Genomic DNA, 17,133 nt, shown 5'->3' on the forward strand with positions numbered 1-17,133 from the left:
GTTTGAATATGCTGACTCATTTGCCCTTTCCTTTTATTTTTTGGCTTATGGATTTGTTATGCTGCTTACCCATTGTAAAAAAAAGAAATGTCAGGATTATGGCTAACTTGTTTCTATGTTGTAAAATCTCGCAAAAGTCGACATATGTAACGACAAATAAAGAACAGGATATGACAGCGGAAGATTAAGACTATTTATTCGAAGTCTTATGCTTCCGCTGTCTCTTTGTTTGGATGCCTTGCTTCTAAAAAGAAAGCTGCTGCATCAAAAATTTACTTACGCTTCTTTTTTTGGAATTTTCGAGTTAGATTAACCGATATTGATCTTAAATCGGAGGAATCTTGACTAGAGTCGCTATTATCGCTGCTGCTGCTGCTTCCGCTTCCGCTGTCACTGCTGCTAGAATCACTGCTGCTTCCTTGTCCGGATACCGATTTTACGTTGATGTTTATTCTTCCGACATTCCCAAAAATAATCGTGCCTTCATTTCTTTCAATGATGATACGTCCCAACTCGCATCCCATATAAGCTCAGCATCCCTTTCTTTCATCACTATATAAATCAGCTTGACTGTATTTGGTTCTTATTGACTATTCTATGAATGGACGGGTAGATAGGTATTGGCTATTTGTAGAGTTACAGAAGCCTTTTTTTATATGCTTTATCGCAGTCTTCAATTAGATTCGGTTTGTTTTGCGCATGTGCAACAAAATTAGTTCATTCAAACTCTATTGGAGCCTGGTAAGATTTCTTACGTAAGGCAAGACTGTTTCTCTAGACCCACATGATTATCGTTTTGTATAATGACACGGTACCTTTAAGGCTATAGGAGATAGGAAGTGCTCACAGATTGACTACTCAAATGGAAGCAACAAACAGGCAATCATCTTTTGCTATTTGGACCAGCTTAATTAGCAATATTCTATTAACCGCTATGAAACTTATTGTTGGTCTGCTATTTGGCAGCCAAGTGCTTATTGCTGATGGCGTTCATAACGCAGGAGATGTATTTGCAACTGCAGCCGCATTGGTTTCAATGATGATTTCAAAGCGGCCACCGGATGAGGATCATCCGTATGGACACGGTAAAGCTGAGGTCATTGGAGCGGGTATTGTAGCCGTTGTACTTGTCCTTGCTGCGCTCTACATGGGCTACCACTCGGTGCTGGCAATGATGGAACCGCCACATAAAGCTACACTGCTTGTCCTCATTGCAGCAGCCATTTCACTCGTATGGAAACAGTGGCTATACGTTTACACTATGCGTATTGGCAAAAATACGAATAGCAGCGGCTTAATTGCAACTGCATATGACCATTTAGCTGATGTTTATGCATCCCTTGCGGCAGTTATTGGCATTGCTCTAGCAATGCTTGGTGAACGTTATAATATTCAGATTCTAAAATATGGCGATCCCTTCGCGGGAATCATCGTAGCCTATTTTGTCCTCAAACTGGCGATTCAAATGGGAAGAACCTCAATTGACGTATTGATGGAGAAAAATATTGATGAAGATCGCATGGAGCAAATTTCCGAGCTAGTTCAGTCCATACCTGAAGTGAAGAGAATTGATAGAATCCGGGGTAGAGAGCACGGTCATTACATCATTGTGGATGTAAGGGTAGGGATCCCGGCTGAATTAAGCGTACAAGAGGGTCATGACATTAGCAGGGAAATAAAACGGGTTATCCAAGCGCGAAACCCAATTGTTGAAGAGGTTCTGGTTCATTTAAATCCATGGTACAAGGAAAATACTATAAAAGAGTAATGGTTTGTTAATAGGATACGATAACGGGAAACGGGTGCTGAGGCAGCCGTTTTTTATATCATTCCTAAAATGTGCTATTTGATTTGAGCATTTTAACGCAACAAAGGTTCCTAATCATCCGTCAATATTTTGTTCGTATTATTAACATACGGAGGGTATAGATGAGGAAACCATTAATGAGCAAGGTTATCGTGATCGCATTACTTATTGCTTGTTGTATTCCCCTTCTTTTATGTTGGTGGTTGTTCAACATCCTTAGTTCTCCAACGATGCACTGATCCCCTCGAGGATAGGGGTTATAGGAAGGGGATTTATATGAATTCAGGTTTTGCATTTAATGGGTTTCCGATTTTGAGAACGGAACGTGTCACACTACGGAAAGTAGAAGATAAAGATCGTGATGATATTTTTGAACTATATTCAAACGAGGCAGTTGTTAAATATATGCCATTCACACCATTTATTACAGCAGAGGAAGCGATAAATGAGATGGATTGGTATCATGAGATTTTTAAGGCACAATCCGGATTAAGATGGATGATTGAACATAACGAGTCCAAAAAAGTGATTGGAACATGCGGGTTTTTGAACTATGAAAAGATACATAATCGTGTAGAGATTGGTTATGACTTAACCCCGCGCTATTGGGGAAAGGGTATTATGACAGAAGTAGTGAAGTGTATCATGCATTTTGGATTTTTGACTATGAAGGTAAATAAAATCGAAGCGAAAGTGGAGCCGGAGAATGAAGCGTCCGTCCAATTAATGAATAAGCTTGGCTTTCACAAAGAAGGTGTATTAAGGCAACATGAGTTTGAAAAAGGGAGATATATTGACCTTGCTATTTTCGCTAAATTGAAAAGTGAATATTAACTCCTTTATTAGAGAGATTTTGCAAAAGTGCAGCCATAATTTAGATTCACAAAAAGGTAATGAACAGTAAACTTCAGTTATAGGTGTTCTTTATTATGCAAGCTGCAAATGAGTAGTTTATGATGAATATTGTATATTCATGAAATCCAAATGAAGGAGTGATGTGGTATGAAAAGTGTCCTATTTCAAATCATTGTTTTGTCCGAGAGGGAGATCACTTAGGAAAATCCAATACATGGTTTTTCCTGAAATACTAGGAGGAATCCAGAAATGATTACACTACAAGCATTAGACCTTAGTAATTGGGAAGAATGTGCTCAGCTTAAACCGAAACCAGAGCAAGAAAAATATATTGCACCTAACATTTATTCAATCGCAGAAGTGCAGTTTTTAGAAGGATTTGTAACAAAGGCTATTTACAAAGATGATGATATGATTGGTTTTACGATGTTTGGGCTAGACCCTGATGACGGAAACTACTGGATTTACCGCTTTATGATTGATGGCAAATTTCAAGGACATGGCCATGCTTATAAGGCTATGTTACTCGTTATTGATGAAATAAGAAGAACCAGTGATCGGACTGATGTTATCGTGCTTGGGTATAAGCCAGATAATGAACAAGCGAGGAAGCTTTATACAAAATCAGGTTTTAGAGAAGCAGGGCTAGCTCCATGGGGGGAAATACTTGCGAAGTATAGTTTTACGTAATCAGATCACAAATAACGAAAAACAAATTTCATGAATAAAGGCTGCCGGCTTTACCTAGACGGCAGCCTTTACTACATGAATAAGGATATACAAAAACGAACGTTAAGGAGAATGATTCTTATACCATACGAACAATATGCTGAACAGGCAATAAAGTGGAGGGGAAGCTGATGAAAAATTACGTTGAAGCATTACAATTTAAATTAAAATGTTTCCAATATCATTATGATCGAGCACTAGATGCGTTGGATCGTTTAAATAAAGATAATCTACATATATTTATTAGTGAGTTTTGTGCCATGATGGAAGTGATGTGGAGCAGTATCCAGCTAGCAAGAACATGCGCGTATAAACAAAATGAAGTTGAATTAAATGTGTTCATGAAAACGCTTGAGGGTCCAATGATGGATGAGTTAAATTATATCAATCAATGGATTGAAGCCAATCGAGTTGAAAATGTGTTTCTTATTTTAGATGATCAGACGATTCATATTAAACCTATACTAAAGCGGAGGGGAGTTGCTTATTTTGAGGAAAGAGGCTTAATCCCTTATTTTAAAGAAGTGAAAGTGTTTGCTGATGAAATAATCGATGAATTTATGAAGATTTATGATGAGAGCGCTGTTAGGTTTGATCAATCTTGGAGAACCGTAGATATGCATCGGTCTTCATTTATATGTAAAGAATGTGGTGCATTAGTGACAAGCATATTGAGTCATTTGGGTAACTTATGTGGGATTACATCTAAAGTAATGGAAAGCTTCCTCCCAAGCTCAACAACGTATGTATATGGTCATGAGGTGATAAGAGCTGATTTGCTTCCTTGGAGCGGAGTAAATGAAATTCAAGAGGATGAAGTCATCATTCCAATTGAGGGTTTATATTTCAATACGAGGAAAGAGCCAGCAGGCGGCTGTTGCGGCTCCGATTCATCCGTCTTTAATATATTTTGCGAAAGTGGACATCCGATAGGTAAAGAAGCCGCTGACTGTTATATGCCACATTTTATACGGATACCATTAGATCGGGTTAAAAGAAAAGAAACTTTAAGTTAACTTATCGTTTTGATGAATGAGGGGGATATGAGATGACCATGCCTACTAACAATCAATTATCAAGAAAGAAGATTAGAGCCATTATTACTGGTGCTACGGGAATGGTTGGAGAAGGTGTTTTGCATGAAAGTCTTAATCACTCCGATGTAGAACGGGTATTAGTCATTAATCGTAAGCCTTGCGGCGTAACTCATCCGAAGCTAACGGAAATTGTACAGCCGAACCTCTTTGATTTATCGAGTATTGAATCACAGTTAAGCGACTACAATGCCTGTTTCTTTTGTTTAGGGGTATCGTCGGTAGGCATGAGTGAAGCTAAATACAGCAGGATTACCTATGATTTAACCTTATATATAGCCAATCTGCTTTCAGGATTAAACCCGGAGATGGTTTTTTGTTACGTCACTGCAGGTGGAACGGACAACACTGAACAAGGTAAAAGCATGTGGGCACGAGTGAAAGGAAAGACGGAGAACCATCTGCTGCAGCTGCCATTCAAAGGAGCTTATATGTTTAGACCAGGTTACATACATCCGACAAAGGGATTAAAAAACGTCCATCGATTTTATGCGGTATTAACCTGGTTGTACCCTGTTTTGCGGCCCATTTTTCCGAAGCATGTCATTACGTTAAGAGAACTGGGCAAAGCGATGATTCACATCGTTAACGATGGGTATGAAACTTCCATATTAGAAAGTAAAGATATGGCGAAGGCTGCTAAATTGCCATAAAGCTATGAATGGAGAAAAATAATAGGCAAGGCCTCTACAACAATCAGAGGCCTTACCTATGTCGGAGCTGTACCAACTCATGCTGCTGCTTTATCCAATAACAGCATCCACTCGTGATTGCTCAGCATTTAAGCACCGTTTGCATACGGTGATCGAAGATCCGCTCTTTGTCGCTCTCGGATATAGCAATTTGATTCTAGTACGGCTGCAAGTAGGGCAGGTGCCCCTGCCGCGTGAAGGAAGCTTCCATAAGGTACGTCCTCTTTTTGATTTTGCCATCGGTTACTCCTCCTTTCAGCTTAAATTCTTGTTAAACTGCTCTTCAACTTCGATGTGTGGTACAGGCTTGGCTTACTCACTTTATCGCCCCCCAATGTTTCAATAACTGTATTTTAATTCCTTTTCGGGTGGTTTGGATAGGTAAAAAATGGTTATAATTGAACTGTTTCTTTTTGTTCCCTATTTTCATTCAAGCAGCACACATAATCACTATGATGATCATTTTTGAAGTCATTGTTGCAATTCGGCGTGCTTTTATGTAAAAATCTAGATAGATTCACATTAGGCTTTGGAAGATTAAGGATAGAACCGACAACGAGTGTAGTAGAGACAGCGAAACTATTCGCATTAGGCATAACTCTCAACACTCGTTTTTTGTTTATTTATAAGCAAAAATTTTTAAAAGAGGAGACTGAACCATTATGATAATTGAAACGAAAATCGTCGAGAAACCTGCTTTTACCGTCGTAGGCATTACCGAAACGATCCAATTTGATTCGTCTTTGCCAGCATCGGAGAATACGATTGCCAAGTTGTGGGGCCGATTCGGCAAGCGGATTCCTGAAGTTTCAGGTCAACTCGGCTGGCGCAGCTTCGGACTGATGCTGCAAAACCCATCAAATCCGCCAGGTGCTCCGTTCGACTATACAGCCGCTGTCCAAATTAATGAAGTCGGCGACATTCCAGAAGGAATGATCCTTATCGAAGTGCCGGCTGCGCGCTATATCGTGTTAACTCTTCGTGGTCCGCTTGACGGAATCAGCGATGGATTTGGCCATTTCTGGGGACACTTACTTCCGAACAGCCCTTACGAATACGACGGAGGAATTGGAACAGGAAAATATGAATTCGAATTTTATGACCAGCGATACACACAGCCGGATGATTCGAATTCAGAGATTGATCTGTATTTCCCAATCCGCGCGAAAGAAACTGAATTGAAATAATTGGATATACCGAATGAATGGTATGTGAGCGTTGTAAAAGTTAAAGAGGATGAAGGGAGAGGTTAGTCTGCAAGAGGAGATCGTGATAGAGCTGGTAGAAGTAGCGCCATTCAAGGCGCTCGCAGTACGGACAGGGATGACGCCTGACAAGAGCGGTACGCGAGTGGCATGGAGCAAGTTAATGGAGCATGTTCCGCTTGATGATGTGCGGTTGACTGCAGAACCTTCGGCGTTTGTCTTCATACCACAGCAGCAATGGGACCAGGAAGTTGATACGCTTTGGGTCGGTCTAGAGGTTCAAGAGTTCGGCATAGTACCGGAAGGCGTTGAGATGTTGGAGGTAAGTGGCGGGTTGAGCGCGAGTGCCCGCGTTTATGGGAACGAGGCGAGCATGTGGAGAGTATATGAAGCGATGTTCTCATGGCTGGAGCAGACACCAGACTACGAGCTTGATAAGCAGGATGGTGTGCTCGGTATGGAGACGGTTCCGCTAGAACCACATAACGCCTTGACGATCCCTTATGCAGAAATCGAGACCTTCAATTTCACAATGCTGTATCCTGTTCGGAAGAAGCAGGTTAGGTGACGCGTAGTCGTTCTTTACCTGTATTTAAGGCCCTCCCAGAAAACGGAGGGCCTTTTGGCTGTTGTTTAGAAGTTGCGTTGACCTAATTGTTGTTCAGCAATTTGAACGAGCTTTTTCGTAATATATCCACCGATAGAACCTGCATCACGAGTCGATAGGTTACCGTTGTATCCATCTTGTGAGAACGATACACCTAATTGTTGTGCTGCTTCTGTTTTCAATTGTGCAATTGCTGCTTTTGCTTGCGGTACGACTAAAGTATTCGAGTTTCTTCTGCTCATGTTTTATCACTCCTTCATGGGATGTAAGGTTATTATGGTTTGTAAATTGTAAATGTATGCAAGTTTAAAAACAGATTTTTCAGAAAAATTAAAATACCAAAAAAGATGAGTATAATTAGTTTTAAATGAAGCAAATATTTGCTGTTTCGTTATGAAAAAGCTTAGGAGTGATGGTTAGTGAAAGGTGAAAAGATATTTCTGTCTCCCATAGAAATAAAGGATGCAGAAGAGCTGCTTGCAATTAGACTACGGAATTTTCATTTTTTCCAGCCGTTTGAGCCTATTCGGTCAGAGCATTATTTTACAATCGATGAACAGAAAAGAATGATTGAATCAAGCTTACAAGCTGCGGCAAATGATCAAGGTTTTGTGTTTGGCGTGTTTCTTAACGAGACGAATAAGCTTATTGGCAGAATAGAATTATCGGGCATCGCTCGAGGTCCGTTTCAAAATACGTATCTTGGTTACTTCCTTGATCAAGAGCATAATGGCAAAGGGTACGCAACAGAAGCGGTTTCATTGTGCGTCAATTATGCTTTTACACAACTCGGCCTTCACCGAATTCAAGCGGGAGTCATGCCAAGAAATTTGCCATCGATTCGAGTTCTTGCAAAAGCAGGTTTTCGATACGAAGGGCTTGCCATAAAATATTTGAACATTAATGGAAAATGGGAAGATCATGCACTATATGCGATTGTTGCTGAAGATAAGAATAGGGATGAATAAACGTGGCTAAAAGATCCTCACAGCAGTCCTCAAATATGGAAAATGTTTCAAATTCGCATATGGTGTTTATTAGCCTAATAGAATGAATTTAAACATACAAAGAATGGGGTAGTGATGATCAATGAAAAAGTTGTCTTTTCTTATGTTGAGTTTGGTCTTGGTATTCGTCGTTATTACAGCAGCAAGTGGAGGAACCACCGTAGAAGCGGCAGCCAAAAAAGAGTTTCTTGAAATTTCAAAAAACGTCGTTTATTACGGACAATTGAAAAACGGTAAACCGCATGGAAAAGGAACGATGAGCTGGTACCAATCAAAAACATATTCAGGAGATTGGGTGGACGGCAAACGAAGCGGGTTAGGTAAATTTGTGAGTTCTTCAAGCGATGGCATAAAAATTACATACGACGGGGCTTGGAAAAATGACCAAAAGGCAGGCAATGGTTCATTGAACACGAAGATTACCAATTCGCTTGGGGTTGTGCAATCCCATAAGATTCAATTCGGTCAGTTTGCTAACGATCGTTTCACAGCAGGTTATTCCGTACTTCATGTAAAAGATGATCCCGCATACAGCTTTAATTACAAAGATGCAAAGATGAATCTTCAATTGCTCGGCACAAATGTGAAAATGAAGGAAACATGGAAAAACGGTAAATTCCATACGATTCAATACATGAAGGGAAAAGTTATTAAACATTATTCCGTTACATTTGACGAAAACCCTTCTTTGGTGAAACAGAACAAAGCAACACTTAAGTATTTGCAAGGTCTTCAAACACAAATTAATCCGTATTTAATTAAATTTGAGAGTTTGTCTAAGCGGGTGCCTTTGGCTTAATAGGTGTACATTTATACGAGGATGATTCTCTTTAAGAAGGGAGTCATCTTTTTTTATTTATTATGTTTGTCAAGTACTATAGAAACATGGTACTAGGTGGATGAAGAGGTGTTGTGTATAGTTAATTTATCCAACATGGCGATAAAGGTACTGCAGGAGGGTGAATAGGTGCGGTGAATAAAACAACAATGAGAAACGGTGTCCTGCAGTGGAAAGCATCCATACTGAGGCAGCACGAAGTATATGCCTATCAAGTTGCTTATTATTTGCTTGAAGATGAGTTTCTTGCTGCCAAGGCAGCCACTGAGACACTTGCAGCATTAATTTGTGATGAAGCCTTTTTTGCTAAGGCCACGGTGCTTCAACAGAAGCAATTGAAACAAATGGTTATGAAGCAATCACTCCATACCAAAGCTTTCGCACTACAATCTACGTTCTAACCGAATCGATTTAAACACCAAACTTGAATTTCAACCTCCATTAATACTTTTTCCAAATCACTCCTATCCAGATTCTTCTAGCCTTCCTTTTATTACTCCCACTATACCCTGACGCATATGCGCTGCCGCTCTATATTCAAGAGAACTCATCCATTGCACGAGTGATCGCACGCGTTAAGGAAAAACGGTATAATTAGACATGCAATCAGGCAGTGGAAGGTTTCGACTATAATGAAGGAGGATGATGTTTTTATGGATATTATTTATCATGGACACTCTTGTATTCAATTGATCGCGGGAGATAAATCCCTTATTATTGATCCCTTTCTTAGAGGAAATGTGCTTGCAGTTACGAAAGCGGAGGAGATAAAGACGGATGCCGTACTTCTCACCCATGCGCATATGGATCACATTTTAGATGCTGATTTGATTGCGATAAACAATGATGCTCCAGTTGTTGCTAACCCAGAGCTTGCTGCTTATATGTCTTGGAAGGGTGTAAAAACGATCGGGATGAATATCGGCGGAACGTTGGATTTGGGATTTGCCAAGGCTAAAATGGTGCAAGCGTTCCATTCCTCAGGAATTGTTGTTGAAGAGGATAAAACGATTTTGTACGGAGGCATGCCAGCCGGTTTTATTGTAAATATGGAAGGATTAAATGTTCTTCACGCTGGCGATACAGCATTGTTTAGCGATATGAAAATGATTGGTGACCGTCACCCGATTGACATCGCCTTCATTCCGATAGGAGACCATTATACGATGGGCACAGAGGATGCCTTGCAAGCGGCAGTATGGTATAACGCCAAGCTGGTTGTGCCTGTTCATTACAATACCTTCCCTGTTATTCGACAAGAGGCTGAAGGTTTCGTACAGCAGCTTCACGACAGAGGGATTAATGGAAAAGTGCTAAAACCAGGAGAAAAAATAACAATATAAGTTATTTTAGTGGTTGTCATGAACAGGTATGTATTTTACATTGTCACATGTGTTTTTATTATAGTTATGTCAGTATGAAATAAAACGATAAACGTAAAAAGGATTGACAGCATTTTTACGTTATGTGTATGATGTACCTATTAATACCTGTTCATAATGATCAAGATAAGCGATCAATAAGTCCTATTTTATCGAATAGGATTTATTTTTAAGTGTAAATAAACGCGTGTTCACATATGGCTTGCCATGATGTAGATGAAGGTAGTTTTTTAAAATTGAACTTATTAAAGGCGGTAGATACGAATGGTTGTTATACAAGAATCCCGCAATAATGAAGAGCGCACCTTAATCAGCATGCTTGAATCGGTCGATGTGATAACTGGCGAACGCAAAGTGTTGGCTGAATTTAATCATTTGATCGAGGCACCAAACTGGACCAAAGACGGCAAACAGCTTATTTATAACAGCGGTGGTCTGCTATACACATTTGAGCTAGCATCAGGTGAAAGCAAGTTGATCGAGTCGGGGTACGCAAATCATTGCAACAATGATCATGTACTGTCTCCAGACAATACGCAATTAGCGGTCAGCCATCACACGCAGGAGGATGGAAAGTCACGCATTTATGTATTCTCGTTATCTGCTGGTCAGCCCGTCCTCATTACACCGCTCGCACCAAGCTATTTGCACGGCTGGTCGCCTGATGGCGGCACGCTTGCTTACTGCGCCGAGAGGAACGGCGAGTACAACATTTATAGCATTCCGGCTCGCGGCGGGATCGAAACACAGTTAACCGACACGCCTGGTTTGGATGACGGTCCGGAATACTCGCCAGATGGCCGGCATATTTGGTTCAATTCGACAAGAACTGGATTGATGCAAGTGTGGCGGATGAAAGTGGATGGAAGCGAGCAGACTCAAATGACATTTGATGAGAGCAATAATTGGTTTCCACATGTGTCTCCTAATGGGGAATCCGTTGCTTATATTACTTACCGCAAGGGTGATGTCCAGCCAAACGATCATCCTGCCAATAAAGATGTTGAAATTCGTCTAATGCCAAGCAAAGGCGGACCTTATGTAGTACTTGCCGAATTATTTGGTGGTCAAGGTACGATCAATGTGAATTCTTGGTCGCCAGATAGCCGTCGGTTGGCATTTGTTAGCTATAAATTTATATAATCGCTTGGTAGTGATTTAGATCGAATATGTGCTTATAGTAGCATGACATTAATCCTGCTTTTTCTCACGAAGGAACGGGTTTTTTGTTGTGAAATATATTTTTTTCGACTTCTTACTTCGACAACGTTTTAATACTCATGAAGCTATACTAAACAGGTACCATTTTATTGACAGCGGAGGGTTGCTCATGAGTAGTTCGAATTTCAGAAAGCGGATTGTATGGTTTATTAACTGTGAGAGTGAAAGAGTGCTAAGTAATTTAAAGAGTGGGGCAGTTAATAAAGAGAATGCTTTAGGAAGCTTTAACACTTTGTATCAGATTGCCTCATCAACAAAAGATACGGATACGATGATAAGCTTGTGCGAGATTATCGACAAGGTAAGGGAATCGAATCATCGAACTGGATTATTTCATTTTACCGAGATGCGTAAAGGATCTTATTATTGACTTCATATCGTTTTCATAGGTGATTTCAAAGAAAAGAGACCGATTCCGGTCTTTTTTTGTTGATTCAAAATTCCCCAGCGGGGGTAAGTATTAATTAAGAAATGATATACAACCAAGTTGAGGGGAGAATTAACATGAATAAACCTATGAAAAAGAGTGCCAAATTGATTTTGATGGCTATGATGAGCGTCGTTGTTATCTTCACCGCTTCTGCCTGCAATAATGATAAGGATGTCAATAATAACGGAAATAGCAATAGCAATGTGATTGAGGAAGACGTTAATAATGCCCCTGAGACCACCGATGAAGTCACGACACCTTAAGTCTTTGCAACCTTAGGAACAATCCCCATCATTCGTTCCGCTTGGAATAAAAGATGAGCAAAGAGAGAGCCTCTATGAGAAGGCTCTCTCTTTGCTTTTTAATGACAAGTAAGGATAGAATCATTCTAGGCAAATGCAATGCATTATTCGATAGAAACAAGAGATTGGACTTCTTATTGAAGTCTGATAATATGAGAGCAAGGCCTCTACTCTTAGAGGCCTATATTTTTATAAGGAGGAAGCAGCAAATGATGCAAATCATCGTCCAAACATTGCCGCTGCGCAATATGTCTTTAGGAGGTGAAGTCTACTATGAACCATAGTTTACCTTTAGACAGACTGAGAGATCAGCTGAGGCTTCAACTCGTAGTTTTGGGTGAAGAGAAACACGCATTTCTTGACGCGCATGTGCCTAAGCAAGGAGCAGAGCGCAAGCAAATCTATCAATTGCTTTCGGAATATGTACAGTTTATTGAGAATGAGCTGAAATCATCGGAGGAGCGATTGCCGACAACCGTATTTATAGGCTGTGAGGTTACGATTTCTTATTTGGAGGATGCTACCTCGGATACGTTTAAAATCGTCTATCCGAATGATGCAGATCCCGAGCAGAATTGCATTTCGTTCCTCTCACCAGTTGGTAGGCAGCTGTTGATGAGCCGCAGAGACGATATTGTATCCGTTGAGACGCCAGCAGGAGCTATGCGCATGCGAATGCTGCATATTCAATAGAAACAAGCAAGAAACCGCCGAAGCGTTTGCTTTGGCGGTTTTATTGCGGTCTAGGCTTAGCGAAAGAGCAGAACTAGCCTTTTGTTGTTTGGAGTCTAATGACGTTCCATGAAGCTTTGCCAAGCATCGCCTTCACGTTCCCATTATCTGCTTTGGCAGTACCTCGATTATGAGGAACGACATTGTTTGGGTTCAATTTTGTATTATTTGCTTTCAAATCCTCATGCTCCAATACGAGATGCTCGATAATGCTTACATTGCCGAAGCTGCGAACATCCACATCGAGTTCAAGCCCTTCGGTTAAATGACGATTGACGGCAAAAATGGTGATTTCACCTTGCTCCTCATTGAAAACGCTGATAGCTTCTAAGTAAGGTACGTCAGTGAAATCTTTGGAATCGTATTTCGGTGATGTAATTATCGGATGCAGCACCGTTCCTCTTCCATACACCGATGCATGGAGATAAGGATAATACGTCGTTTGCAGCCATAATGGCCCGCCGGTTTCTGTCATAATTGGCGCTATAACATTAATTAATTGAGCGATACAAGCCATTTTCACACGATCCGCATGTTTGAGCAGAGTAATAAGGAAGCAGCCTACGGCAAGTGCATCCTCCAGTGTATAGACATCCTCGAATTCTGGCGGAGCAACTTGCCAAAGCTCTTCTGCTCGGCTTGAGCCGATGGAATTCCATACGTTCCACTCATCAAGCGAGAGCATCAGCTTCTTCTTGCTCCGTTTCTTAGCCTTCATGTAATCACAAATGGCTGTTACACTGTAGATGAACTGATCCATATCAAGCGACTTAGCTAAAAAGTTAGAGGAATCGTTTTCGTTATTGTTGTAATACGTATGAAGCGATAGGAAGTCGACTTGATCATAGGTTAGGTCAAGTACAGTTGCTTCCCACTCCGCGAAAGTACTCATGCCGCTCGAAGAGCTTCCGCATGCGACAAGCTCGATGGATGGGTCTACCCATCGCATAACCTTTGCCGTTTCATTCGCAAGCCTACCGTATTCCACAGCTGTTTTTGCTCCGATTTGCCAAGGACCGTCCATTTCATTTCCCAAGCACCACGTTTTAAATTTATGAGGTTCTTTATATCCATGAGAGATACGAAGATCACTGTAGTAAGACCCTGATGGATGGTTACAATATTCAACAAGGTTTCTAGCAGCATCAATGCCGCGAGTTCCAAGATTGACGGCCATCATAACTTCTGAGCCGACTAGCTTCGCCCACTCTGCGAACTCATTGGTTCCTACTTCATTCGTTTCCGTTGTCCACCATGCGAGATCAAGGAGACGTTTTCTCTCGGATTTAGGTCCGACGCCGTCCTCCCAGTTATAGCCGGATACAAAATTTCCTCCAGGATAACGAATGATCGGCACATTCAAAGAGCGAATCGCCTCTAACGCATCGCGCCGGAAACCATTTTCATCGGCGGCTGGGTGACCGGGCTCGTAAATTCCACCATATACGGCTCTCCCTAAATGCTCGATGAAAGATCCATAAAGCCGTGGGTCGACTGCGGAGAGCGTGAAGTTTTTATCAATATGCATTGTTGATTTCATAGACATGGAATAAATTCCTCCTAGTTGAATTAATAAAATAACTAATTCATAATTGTTGATATCGTATATAATATTTATCATAATAAATAAATACATTCAATACGATGGTGGAGAATTGGAGTAGAATTAACTAAATTACTAATTGTAAAAGCAGGTGCTATTTATGTATTTATCAACCGATGCACAGTCGCTGCGCGTATATGAAGCGCTGGCGAGCGAGGTGCGTTTGCAAATTATTGATTTGCTGAATGTCAAAGAAATGCATATTAAAGAACTTGCAGCAGAGCTTTATTTGAGCAGTGCAATCGTAAGCACTCATGTCAATAAGCTGCAAAATGCTGGCCTTGTTAGTTATAGAATGCGTAGAATAAATGGTGGAACCTATAAATATTGCTCCTTGTCCACCGAGTATCTCCAAGTTAAACTGTCTAGATATGCAGAGACTTCAAGAAAATATAAGGAAGTGTCCATGCCGGTTGGGCATTATACGAATATCGAAGCCTCTCCGACATGTGGAATTGCATCCACTGAAAAGATGATTGGGCATTATGACATGCCTACTTATTTTATGGATCCAGAACGTGTTCAAGCAGGGATCTTATGGTTCACCAGAGGTTTTGTAGAATACAAAATTCCTAATTATTTATTTAAAGATCAAGCCGTGCAGGAAATTGAAATATCATTTGAGATTGGTTCTGAGGCACCTTATGTAAATGAAAATTGGCCATCTGATATACAGTTTGCATTGAATGAACAATCGCTTGGTATGTGGACAAGTCCCGGTGATTTTGGTCGTATGAGAGGCCGTTATTCGCCTGATTGGTGGCATTCTGACGTTAATCAGTATGGCTTATTAAAGGTGCTTCGAATAAACAAAAAAGGCTCCTTTATCGATGGCCAACAAATTTCAGATATTACGATTGATGATGTATCATGGAATCGTTCACAGTGGACGTTCCGCATAAGTGCGGATGACACGTCACAGGGCCGTGGGGGTCTAACCTTATATGGTAGAGGATTCGGGAACTATGACCAAGACATTGTGATTCGCAGCTATTATGAATGATTGACCTCTATTTAACAGAAAAAATTGATGGGGATGACGGAGGTTTACGAATGGAAATTTCATGTCGTGTTGTTATTGTAGATGACGAACTATTAGTCAGGCAGGGAATTAAGCATCTGTTGAATTGGGAACAAGAGGGATTCCAAATTGTAGGCGAGGCATCTAACGGAAAAGAGGCGTTGGAGCTGATCGAGCGTGTCGAGCCTCATATTGTGATTACCGATATCGTAATGCCCGTAATGGGCGGAGAAGAGCTAACTCGTGCAATAAAGGCGAGATATCCAGAAATTGAAGTGATCATATTGAGCAGTTACGGTGAGTTTGATTATGTGAGATCCACCTTTCAAAGTGGCGTTGTTGATTATATCTTAAAGCCTAAGCTTGAAGCTGTGCAGCTATTAGACACGGTGAAACGAACGGCGCAGAAAATTCCTTCTCTGAAACTGATGGAATCAAATAACGATAGTCTGTCTATTAAGCATATAGTAGAGAAGCTTATTTCCGGTTATGAAATCGATGTTGATGACAGCATCATTGCTGAAGCATTTCCTCATAACAGCTTCCGAGTAATTGGTGCTGATTTGAAGTCGCTGAACAGCGTGAACAGGGAAAGGCAGGATGATTCGCAGCTGCTCGACAAAATGAAAGCGGTGCTCAATACCGAGATTTCTGAGGCGCTCTATTTGCCACTGCTGACTGAACCGAATATGGCAGCTCTGCTCATCAACGTGGACCAACGCGATCAGCATATTTTGACAAGAGTAGGAAGAGAGCTTGCTTCTTGGTCCGAGGAGCGGATGAATGAAATAGGGTGGACGATTGGAGCATCTTTTTCAGATTTGAGACAGTTAAGTACGAACTACAAAGACAGTTTTCTCAAATTAAATTCATATCGCTACTTTCTTCCCCTCTCCAATCGTTTGATCATACACGGCGAGCTGCCAAAAACCTCTGATGAGATTGACATATTCAACATGAATCATTTCACTGAGCTCTTGAATAGACGGCAGTTCGATGAGGCATTTGGCGAGCTGCTTGAATATGTGGATGGTCGATCAAGCCAGTATAAAACCGATGTATTTGAGTTTAAGTCCTTCTTAGGCAATGTTATTTTTAATATTACGATTTTATTAGGCCGTCAGGACCCAAGGATGAAAAAGCTCGATGAAACAAAGTATGCCTATTTCAAATCAATTGGGGAATCGTCGCATGTTTCGGAGGCAGCAGCGCTTTTACAGACGTTTATTAGCGAAGTAAACGATGTGATTCAGTTGAGAGGAGCAGCTAGCAGCAATCCAAATATGACCCAGCTGCTGCAATTTATTCGTGAGAATTACGCAGAGCCACTCAGCCTAACGGAAATAGCAAAACATTTTCATTTTAACCCATCTTATTTGTCGAGTTATTTCACTGCGCATAATAAAGAAGGCTTTAGCGAATATTTGAATAAAATTAGAGTGGAGAAAGCGGCTGAACTATTACAGCAGGATGCAGCTTCCATTTCTGAGATTAGCGGAATGGTTGGTTATTCAGACCACAGCTATTTTACGAAAGTATTTAAGAAGTTAACGGGCTTGTCTCCGAGTCATTATAGAAAACAATACATGGGTAAGAAGAGGGATTAGG

General features: G+C 40.8%; 21 protein-coding genes. 17 read left to right on the forward strand and 4 right to left on the reverse strand.

What is annotated here, in order from left to right:
* Nucleotides 1–272: 272 nt before the first annotated feature.
* The gene (locus AC787_RS25405; RefSeq protein ID WP_054027747.1) at nucleotides 273–524 is read right to left on the reverse strand and encodes a hypothetical protein; all 252 of its coding nucleotides are present in this window, start codon (nucleotides 522–524) and stop codon (nucleotides 273–275) included.
* A gap of 338 nt (nucleotides 525–862) precedes the next feature.
* On the opposite strand from AC787_RS25405, the gene AC787_RS25410 reads away from it, so the two are divergent.
* From AC787_RS25410 to AC787_RS25430, 5 genes are all read left to right on the forward strand, one after another.
* Complete coding sequence (locus tag AC787_RS25410; protein WP_054027748.1) at nucleotides 863–1,768, forward strand: cation diffusion facilitator family transporter; 906 nt, start codon at nucleotides 863–865, stop codon at nucleotides 1,766–1,768.
* 315 nt (nucleotides 1,769–2,083) lie between these two features.
* Nucleotides 2,084–2,641 carry a GNAT family N-acetyltransferase gene (locus AC787_RS25415; RefSeq protein ID WP_054027749.1) on the forward strand — a complete coding sequence of 186 codons (558 nt, stop codon included), beginning with the start codon at nucleotides 2,084–2,086 and terminating at the stop codon, nucleotides 2,639–2,641.
* A gap of 270 nt (nucleotides 2,642–2,911) precedes the next feature.
* On the forward strand, nucleotides 2,912–3,352 hold the full coding sequence (locus tag AC787_RS25420; protein ID WP_054027750.1) for a GNAT family N-acetyltransferase: 441 nt from the start codon (nucleotides 2,912–2,914) through the stop codon (nucleotides 3,350–3,352).
* 170 nt (nucleotides 3,353–3,522) lie between these two features.
* Nucleotides 3,523–4,407 (forward strand): hypothetical protein, encoded by an 885-nt coding sequence (locus tag AC787_RS25425; protein WP_054027751.1) that lies wholly within the window; start codon nucleotides 3,523–3,525, stop codon nucleotides 4,405–4,407.
* A gap of 32 nt (nucleotides 4,408–4,439) precedes the next feature.
* Nucleotides 4,440–5,138, forward strand: a complete 699-nt coding sequence (locus AC787_RS25430; protein WP_235561115.1) for an NAD-dependent epimerase/dehydratase family protein — start codon at nucleotides 4,440–4,442, stop codon at nucleotides 5,136–5,138.
* Nucleotides 5,139–5,228: 90 nt separating this feature from the next.
* On the opposite strand, the gene AC787_RS33400 is transcribed toward AC787_RS25430, so the two are convergent.
* On the reverse strand, nucleotides 5,229–5,417 hold the full coding sequence (locus AC787_RS33400; protein ID WP_082361128.1) for a hypothetical protein: 189 nt from the start codon (nucleotides 5,415–5,417) through the stop codon (nucleotides 5,229–5,231).
* A gap of 422 nt (nucleotides 5,418–5,839) precedes the next feature.
* Here AC787_RS33400 and AC787_RS25440 point away from each other — a divergent pair, with 422 nt between their 5' ends.
* Both AC787_RS25440 and AC787_RS25445 read left to right on the forward strand, forming a co-directional pair.
* Entirely contained in the window at nucleotides 5,840–6,364 is a 525-nt protein-coding gene (locus tag AC787_RS25440) for a GyrI-like domain-containing protein (RefSeq protein ID WP_054027753.1), read from the forward strand.
* 49 nt (nucleotides 6,365–6,413) lie between these two features.
* Nucleotides 6,414–6,950: a GyrI-like domain-containing protein gene (locus tag AC787_RS25445; RefSeq protein WP_054027754.1), complete on the forward strand. Its 537-nt coding sequence runs from the start codon at nucleotides 6,414–6,416 to the stop codon at nucleotides 6,948–6,950.
* A 65-nt stretch (nucleotides 6,951–7,015) separates the two neighbouring features.
* On the opposite strand, the gene AC787_RS25450 is transcribed toward AC787_RS25445, so the two are convergent.
* The gene (locus AC787_RS25450; RefSeq protein WP_054027755.1) at nucleotides 7,016–7,231 is read right to left on the reverse strand and encodes an alpha/beta-type small acid-soluble spore protein; all 216 of its coding nucleotides are present in this window, start codon (nucleotides 7,229–7,231) and stop codon (nucleotides 7,016–7,018) included.
* A 177-nt stretch (nucleotides 7,232–7,408) separates the two neighbouring features.
* On the opposite strand from AC787_RS25450, the gene AC787_RS25455 reads away from it, so the two are divergent.
* From AC787_RS25455 to AC787_RS25495, 8 genes are all read left to right on the forward strand, one after another.
* Complete coding sequence (locus AC787_RS25455) at nucleotides 7,409–7,957, forward strand: GNAT family N-acetyltransferase (protein ID WP_054027756.1); 549 nt, start codon at nucleotides 7,409–7,411, stop codon at nucleotides 7,955–7,957.
* Between the two features lie 121 nt (nucleotides 7,958–8,078).
* Entirely contained in the window at nucleotides 8,079–8,795 is a 717-nt protein-coding gene (locus AC787_RS25460) for a hypothetical protein (protein WP_054027757.1), read from the forward strand.
* 173 nt (nucleotides 8,796–8,968) lie between these two features.
* Nucleotides 8,969–9,235: a hypothetical protein gene (locus AC787_RS25465; protein ID WP_054027758.1), complete on the forward strand. Its 267-nt coding sequence runs from the start codon at nucleotides 8,969–8,971 to the stop codon at nucleotides 9,233–9,235.
* 252 nt (nucleotides 9,236–9,487) lie between these two features.
* The gene (locus AC787_RS25470) at nucleotides 9,488–10,177 is read left to right on the forward strand and encodes a metal-dependent hydrolase (protein WP_054027759.1); all 690 of its coding nucleotides are present in this window, start codon (nucleotides 9,488–9,490) and stop codon (nucleotides 10,175–10,177) included.
* A gap of 303 nt (nucleotides 10,178–10,480) precedes the next feature.
* Complete coding sequence (locus AC787_RS25475; protein ID WP_054027760.1) at nucleotides 10,481–11,359, forward strand: TolB family protein; 879 nt, start codon at nucleotides 10,481–10,483, stop codon at nucleotides 11,357–11,359.
* Between the two features lie 187 nt (nucleotides 11,360–11,546).
* A complete protein-coding gene (locus AC787_RS25480; RefSeq protein ID WP_054027761.1) occupies nucleotides 11,547–11,807 on the forward strand; it encodes a hypothetical protein in 261 nt (86 codons plus the stop codon).
* A 134-nt stretch (nucleotides 11,808–11,941) separates the two neighbouring features.
* Nucleotides 11,942–12,130: a hypothetical protein gene (locus AC787_RS25485; RefSeq protein ID WP_054027762.1), complete on the forward strand. Its 189-nt coding sequence runs from the start codon at nucleotides 11,942–11,944 to the stop codon at nucleotides 12,128–12,130.
* Between the two features lie 312 nt (nucleotides 12,131–12,442).
* Nucleotides 12,443–12,862: a GreA/GreB family elongation factor gene (locus tag AC787_RS25495; RefSeq protein WP_054027764.1), complete on the forward strand. Its 420-nt coding sequence runs from the start codon at nucleotides 12,443–12,445 to the stop codon at nucleotides 12,860–12,862.
* A gap of 73 nt (nucleotides 12,863–12,935) precedes the next feature.
* On the opposite strand, the gene AC787_RS25500 is transcribed toward AC787_RS25495, so the two are convergent.
* Entirely contained in the window at nucleotides 12,936–14,447 is a 1,512-nt protein-coding gene (locus AC787_RS25500) for an alpha-N-arabinofuranosidase (RefSeq protein WP_054027765.1), read from the reverse strand.
* 157 nt (nucleotides 14,448–14,604) lie between these two features.
* Here AC787_RS25500 and AC787_RS25505 point away from each other — a divergent pair, with 157 nt between their 5' ends.
* Nucleotides 14,605–15,507, forward strand: coding sequence for an ArsR/SmtB family transcription factor (locus AC787_RS25505; RefSeq protein ID WP_054027766.1), 903 nt, complete (start codon nucleotides 14,605–14,607; stop codon nucleotides 15,505–15,507).
* 50 nt (nucleotides 15,508–15,557) lie between these two features.
* A complete protein-coding gene (locus AC787_RS25510; protein ID WP_054027767.1) occupies nucleotides 15,558–17,132 on the forward strand; it encodes a response regulator transcription factor in 1,575 nt (524 codons plus the stop codon).
* Nucleotide 17,133 lies beyond the last annotated feature (1 nt).

Origin of the sequence: Bacillus sp. FJAT-28004 (assembly GCF_001280845.1) — a bacterium.
In the GTDB taxonomy this organism is placed as follows: domain Bacteria; phylum Bacillota; class Bacilli; order Paenibacillales; family Paenibacillaceae; genus Pristimantibacillus.

Coding starts and splice junctions, on each gene's coding strand:
- AC787_RS25405 (WP_054027747.1), bottom strand. CDS start 524: ATGGGATGCGAGTTGGGACGTATCATCATTGAAAGAAATGAAGGCACG.
- AC787_RS25410 (WP_054027748.1), top strand. CDS start 863: ATGGAAGCAACAAACAGGCAATCATCTTTTGCTATTTGGACCAGCTTA.
- AC787_RS25415 (WP_054027749.1), top strand. CDS start 2,084: ATGAATTCAGGTTTTGCATTTAATGGGTTTCCGATTTTGAGAACGGAA.
- AC787_RS25420 (WP_054027750.1), top strand. CDS start 2,912: ATGATTACACTACAAGCATTAGACCTTAGTAATTGGGAAGAATGTGCT.
- AC787_RS25425 (WP_054027751.1), top strand. CDS start 3,523: ATGAAAAATTACGTTGAAGCATTACAATTTAAATTAAAATGTTTCCAA.
- AC787_RS25430 (WP_235561115.1), top strand. CDS start 4,440: ATGACCATGCCTACTAACAATCAATTATCAAGAAAGAAGATTAGAGCC.
- AC787_RS33400 (WP_082361128.1), bottom strand. CDS start 5,417: ATGGCAAAATCAAAAAGAGGACGTACCTTATGGAAGCTTCCTTCACGC.
- AC787_RS25440 (WP_054027753.1), top strand. CDS start 5,840: ATGATAATTGAAACGAAAATCGTCGAGAAACCTGCTTTTACCGTCGTA.
- AC787_RS25445 (WP_054027754.1), top strand. CDS start 6,414: ATGAAGGGAGAGGTTAGTCTGCAAGAGGAGATCGTGATAGAGCTGGTA.
- AC787_RS25450 (WP_054027755.1), bottom strand. CDS start 7,231: ATGAGCAGAAGAAACTCGAATACTTTAGTCGTACCGCAAGCAAAAGCA.
- AC787_RS25460 (WP_054027757.1), top strand. CDS start 8,079: ATGAAAAAGTTGTCTTTTCTTATGTTGAGTTTGGTCTTGGTATTCGTC.
- AC787_RS25470 (WP_054027759.1), top strand. CDS start 9,488: ATGGATATTATTTATCATGGACACTCTTGTATTCAATTGATCGCGGGA.
- AC787_RS25475 (WP_054027760.1), top strand. CDS start 10,481: ATGGTTGTTATACAAGAATCCCGCAATAATGAAGAGCGCACCTTAATC.
- AC787_RS25480 (WP_054027761.1), top strand. CDS start 11,547: ATGAGTAGTTCGAATTTCAGAAAGCGGATTGTATGGTTTATTAACTGT.
- AC787_RS25485 (WP_054027762.1), top strand. CDS start 11,942: ATGAATAAACCTATGAAAAAGAGTGCCAAATTGATTTTGATGGCTATG.
- AC787_RS25495 (WP_054027764.1), top strand. CDS start 12,443: ATGAACCATAGTTTACCTTTAGACAGACTGAGAGATCAGCTGAGGCTT.
- AC787_RS25500 (WP_054027765.1), bottom strand. CDS start 14,447: ATGTCTATGAAATCAACAATGCATATTGATAAAAACTTCACGCTCTCC.
- AC787_RS25505 (WP_054027766.1), top strand. CDS start 14,605: ATGTATTTATCAACCGATGCACAGTCGCTGCGCGTATATGAAGCGCTG.
- AC787_RS25510 (WP_054027767.1), top strand. CDS start 15,558: ATGGAAATTTCATGTCGTGTTGTTATTGTAGATGACGAACTATTAGTC.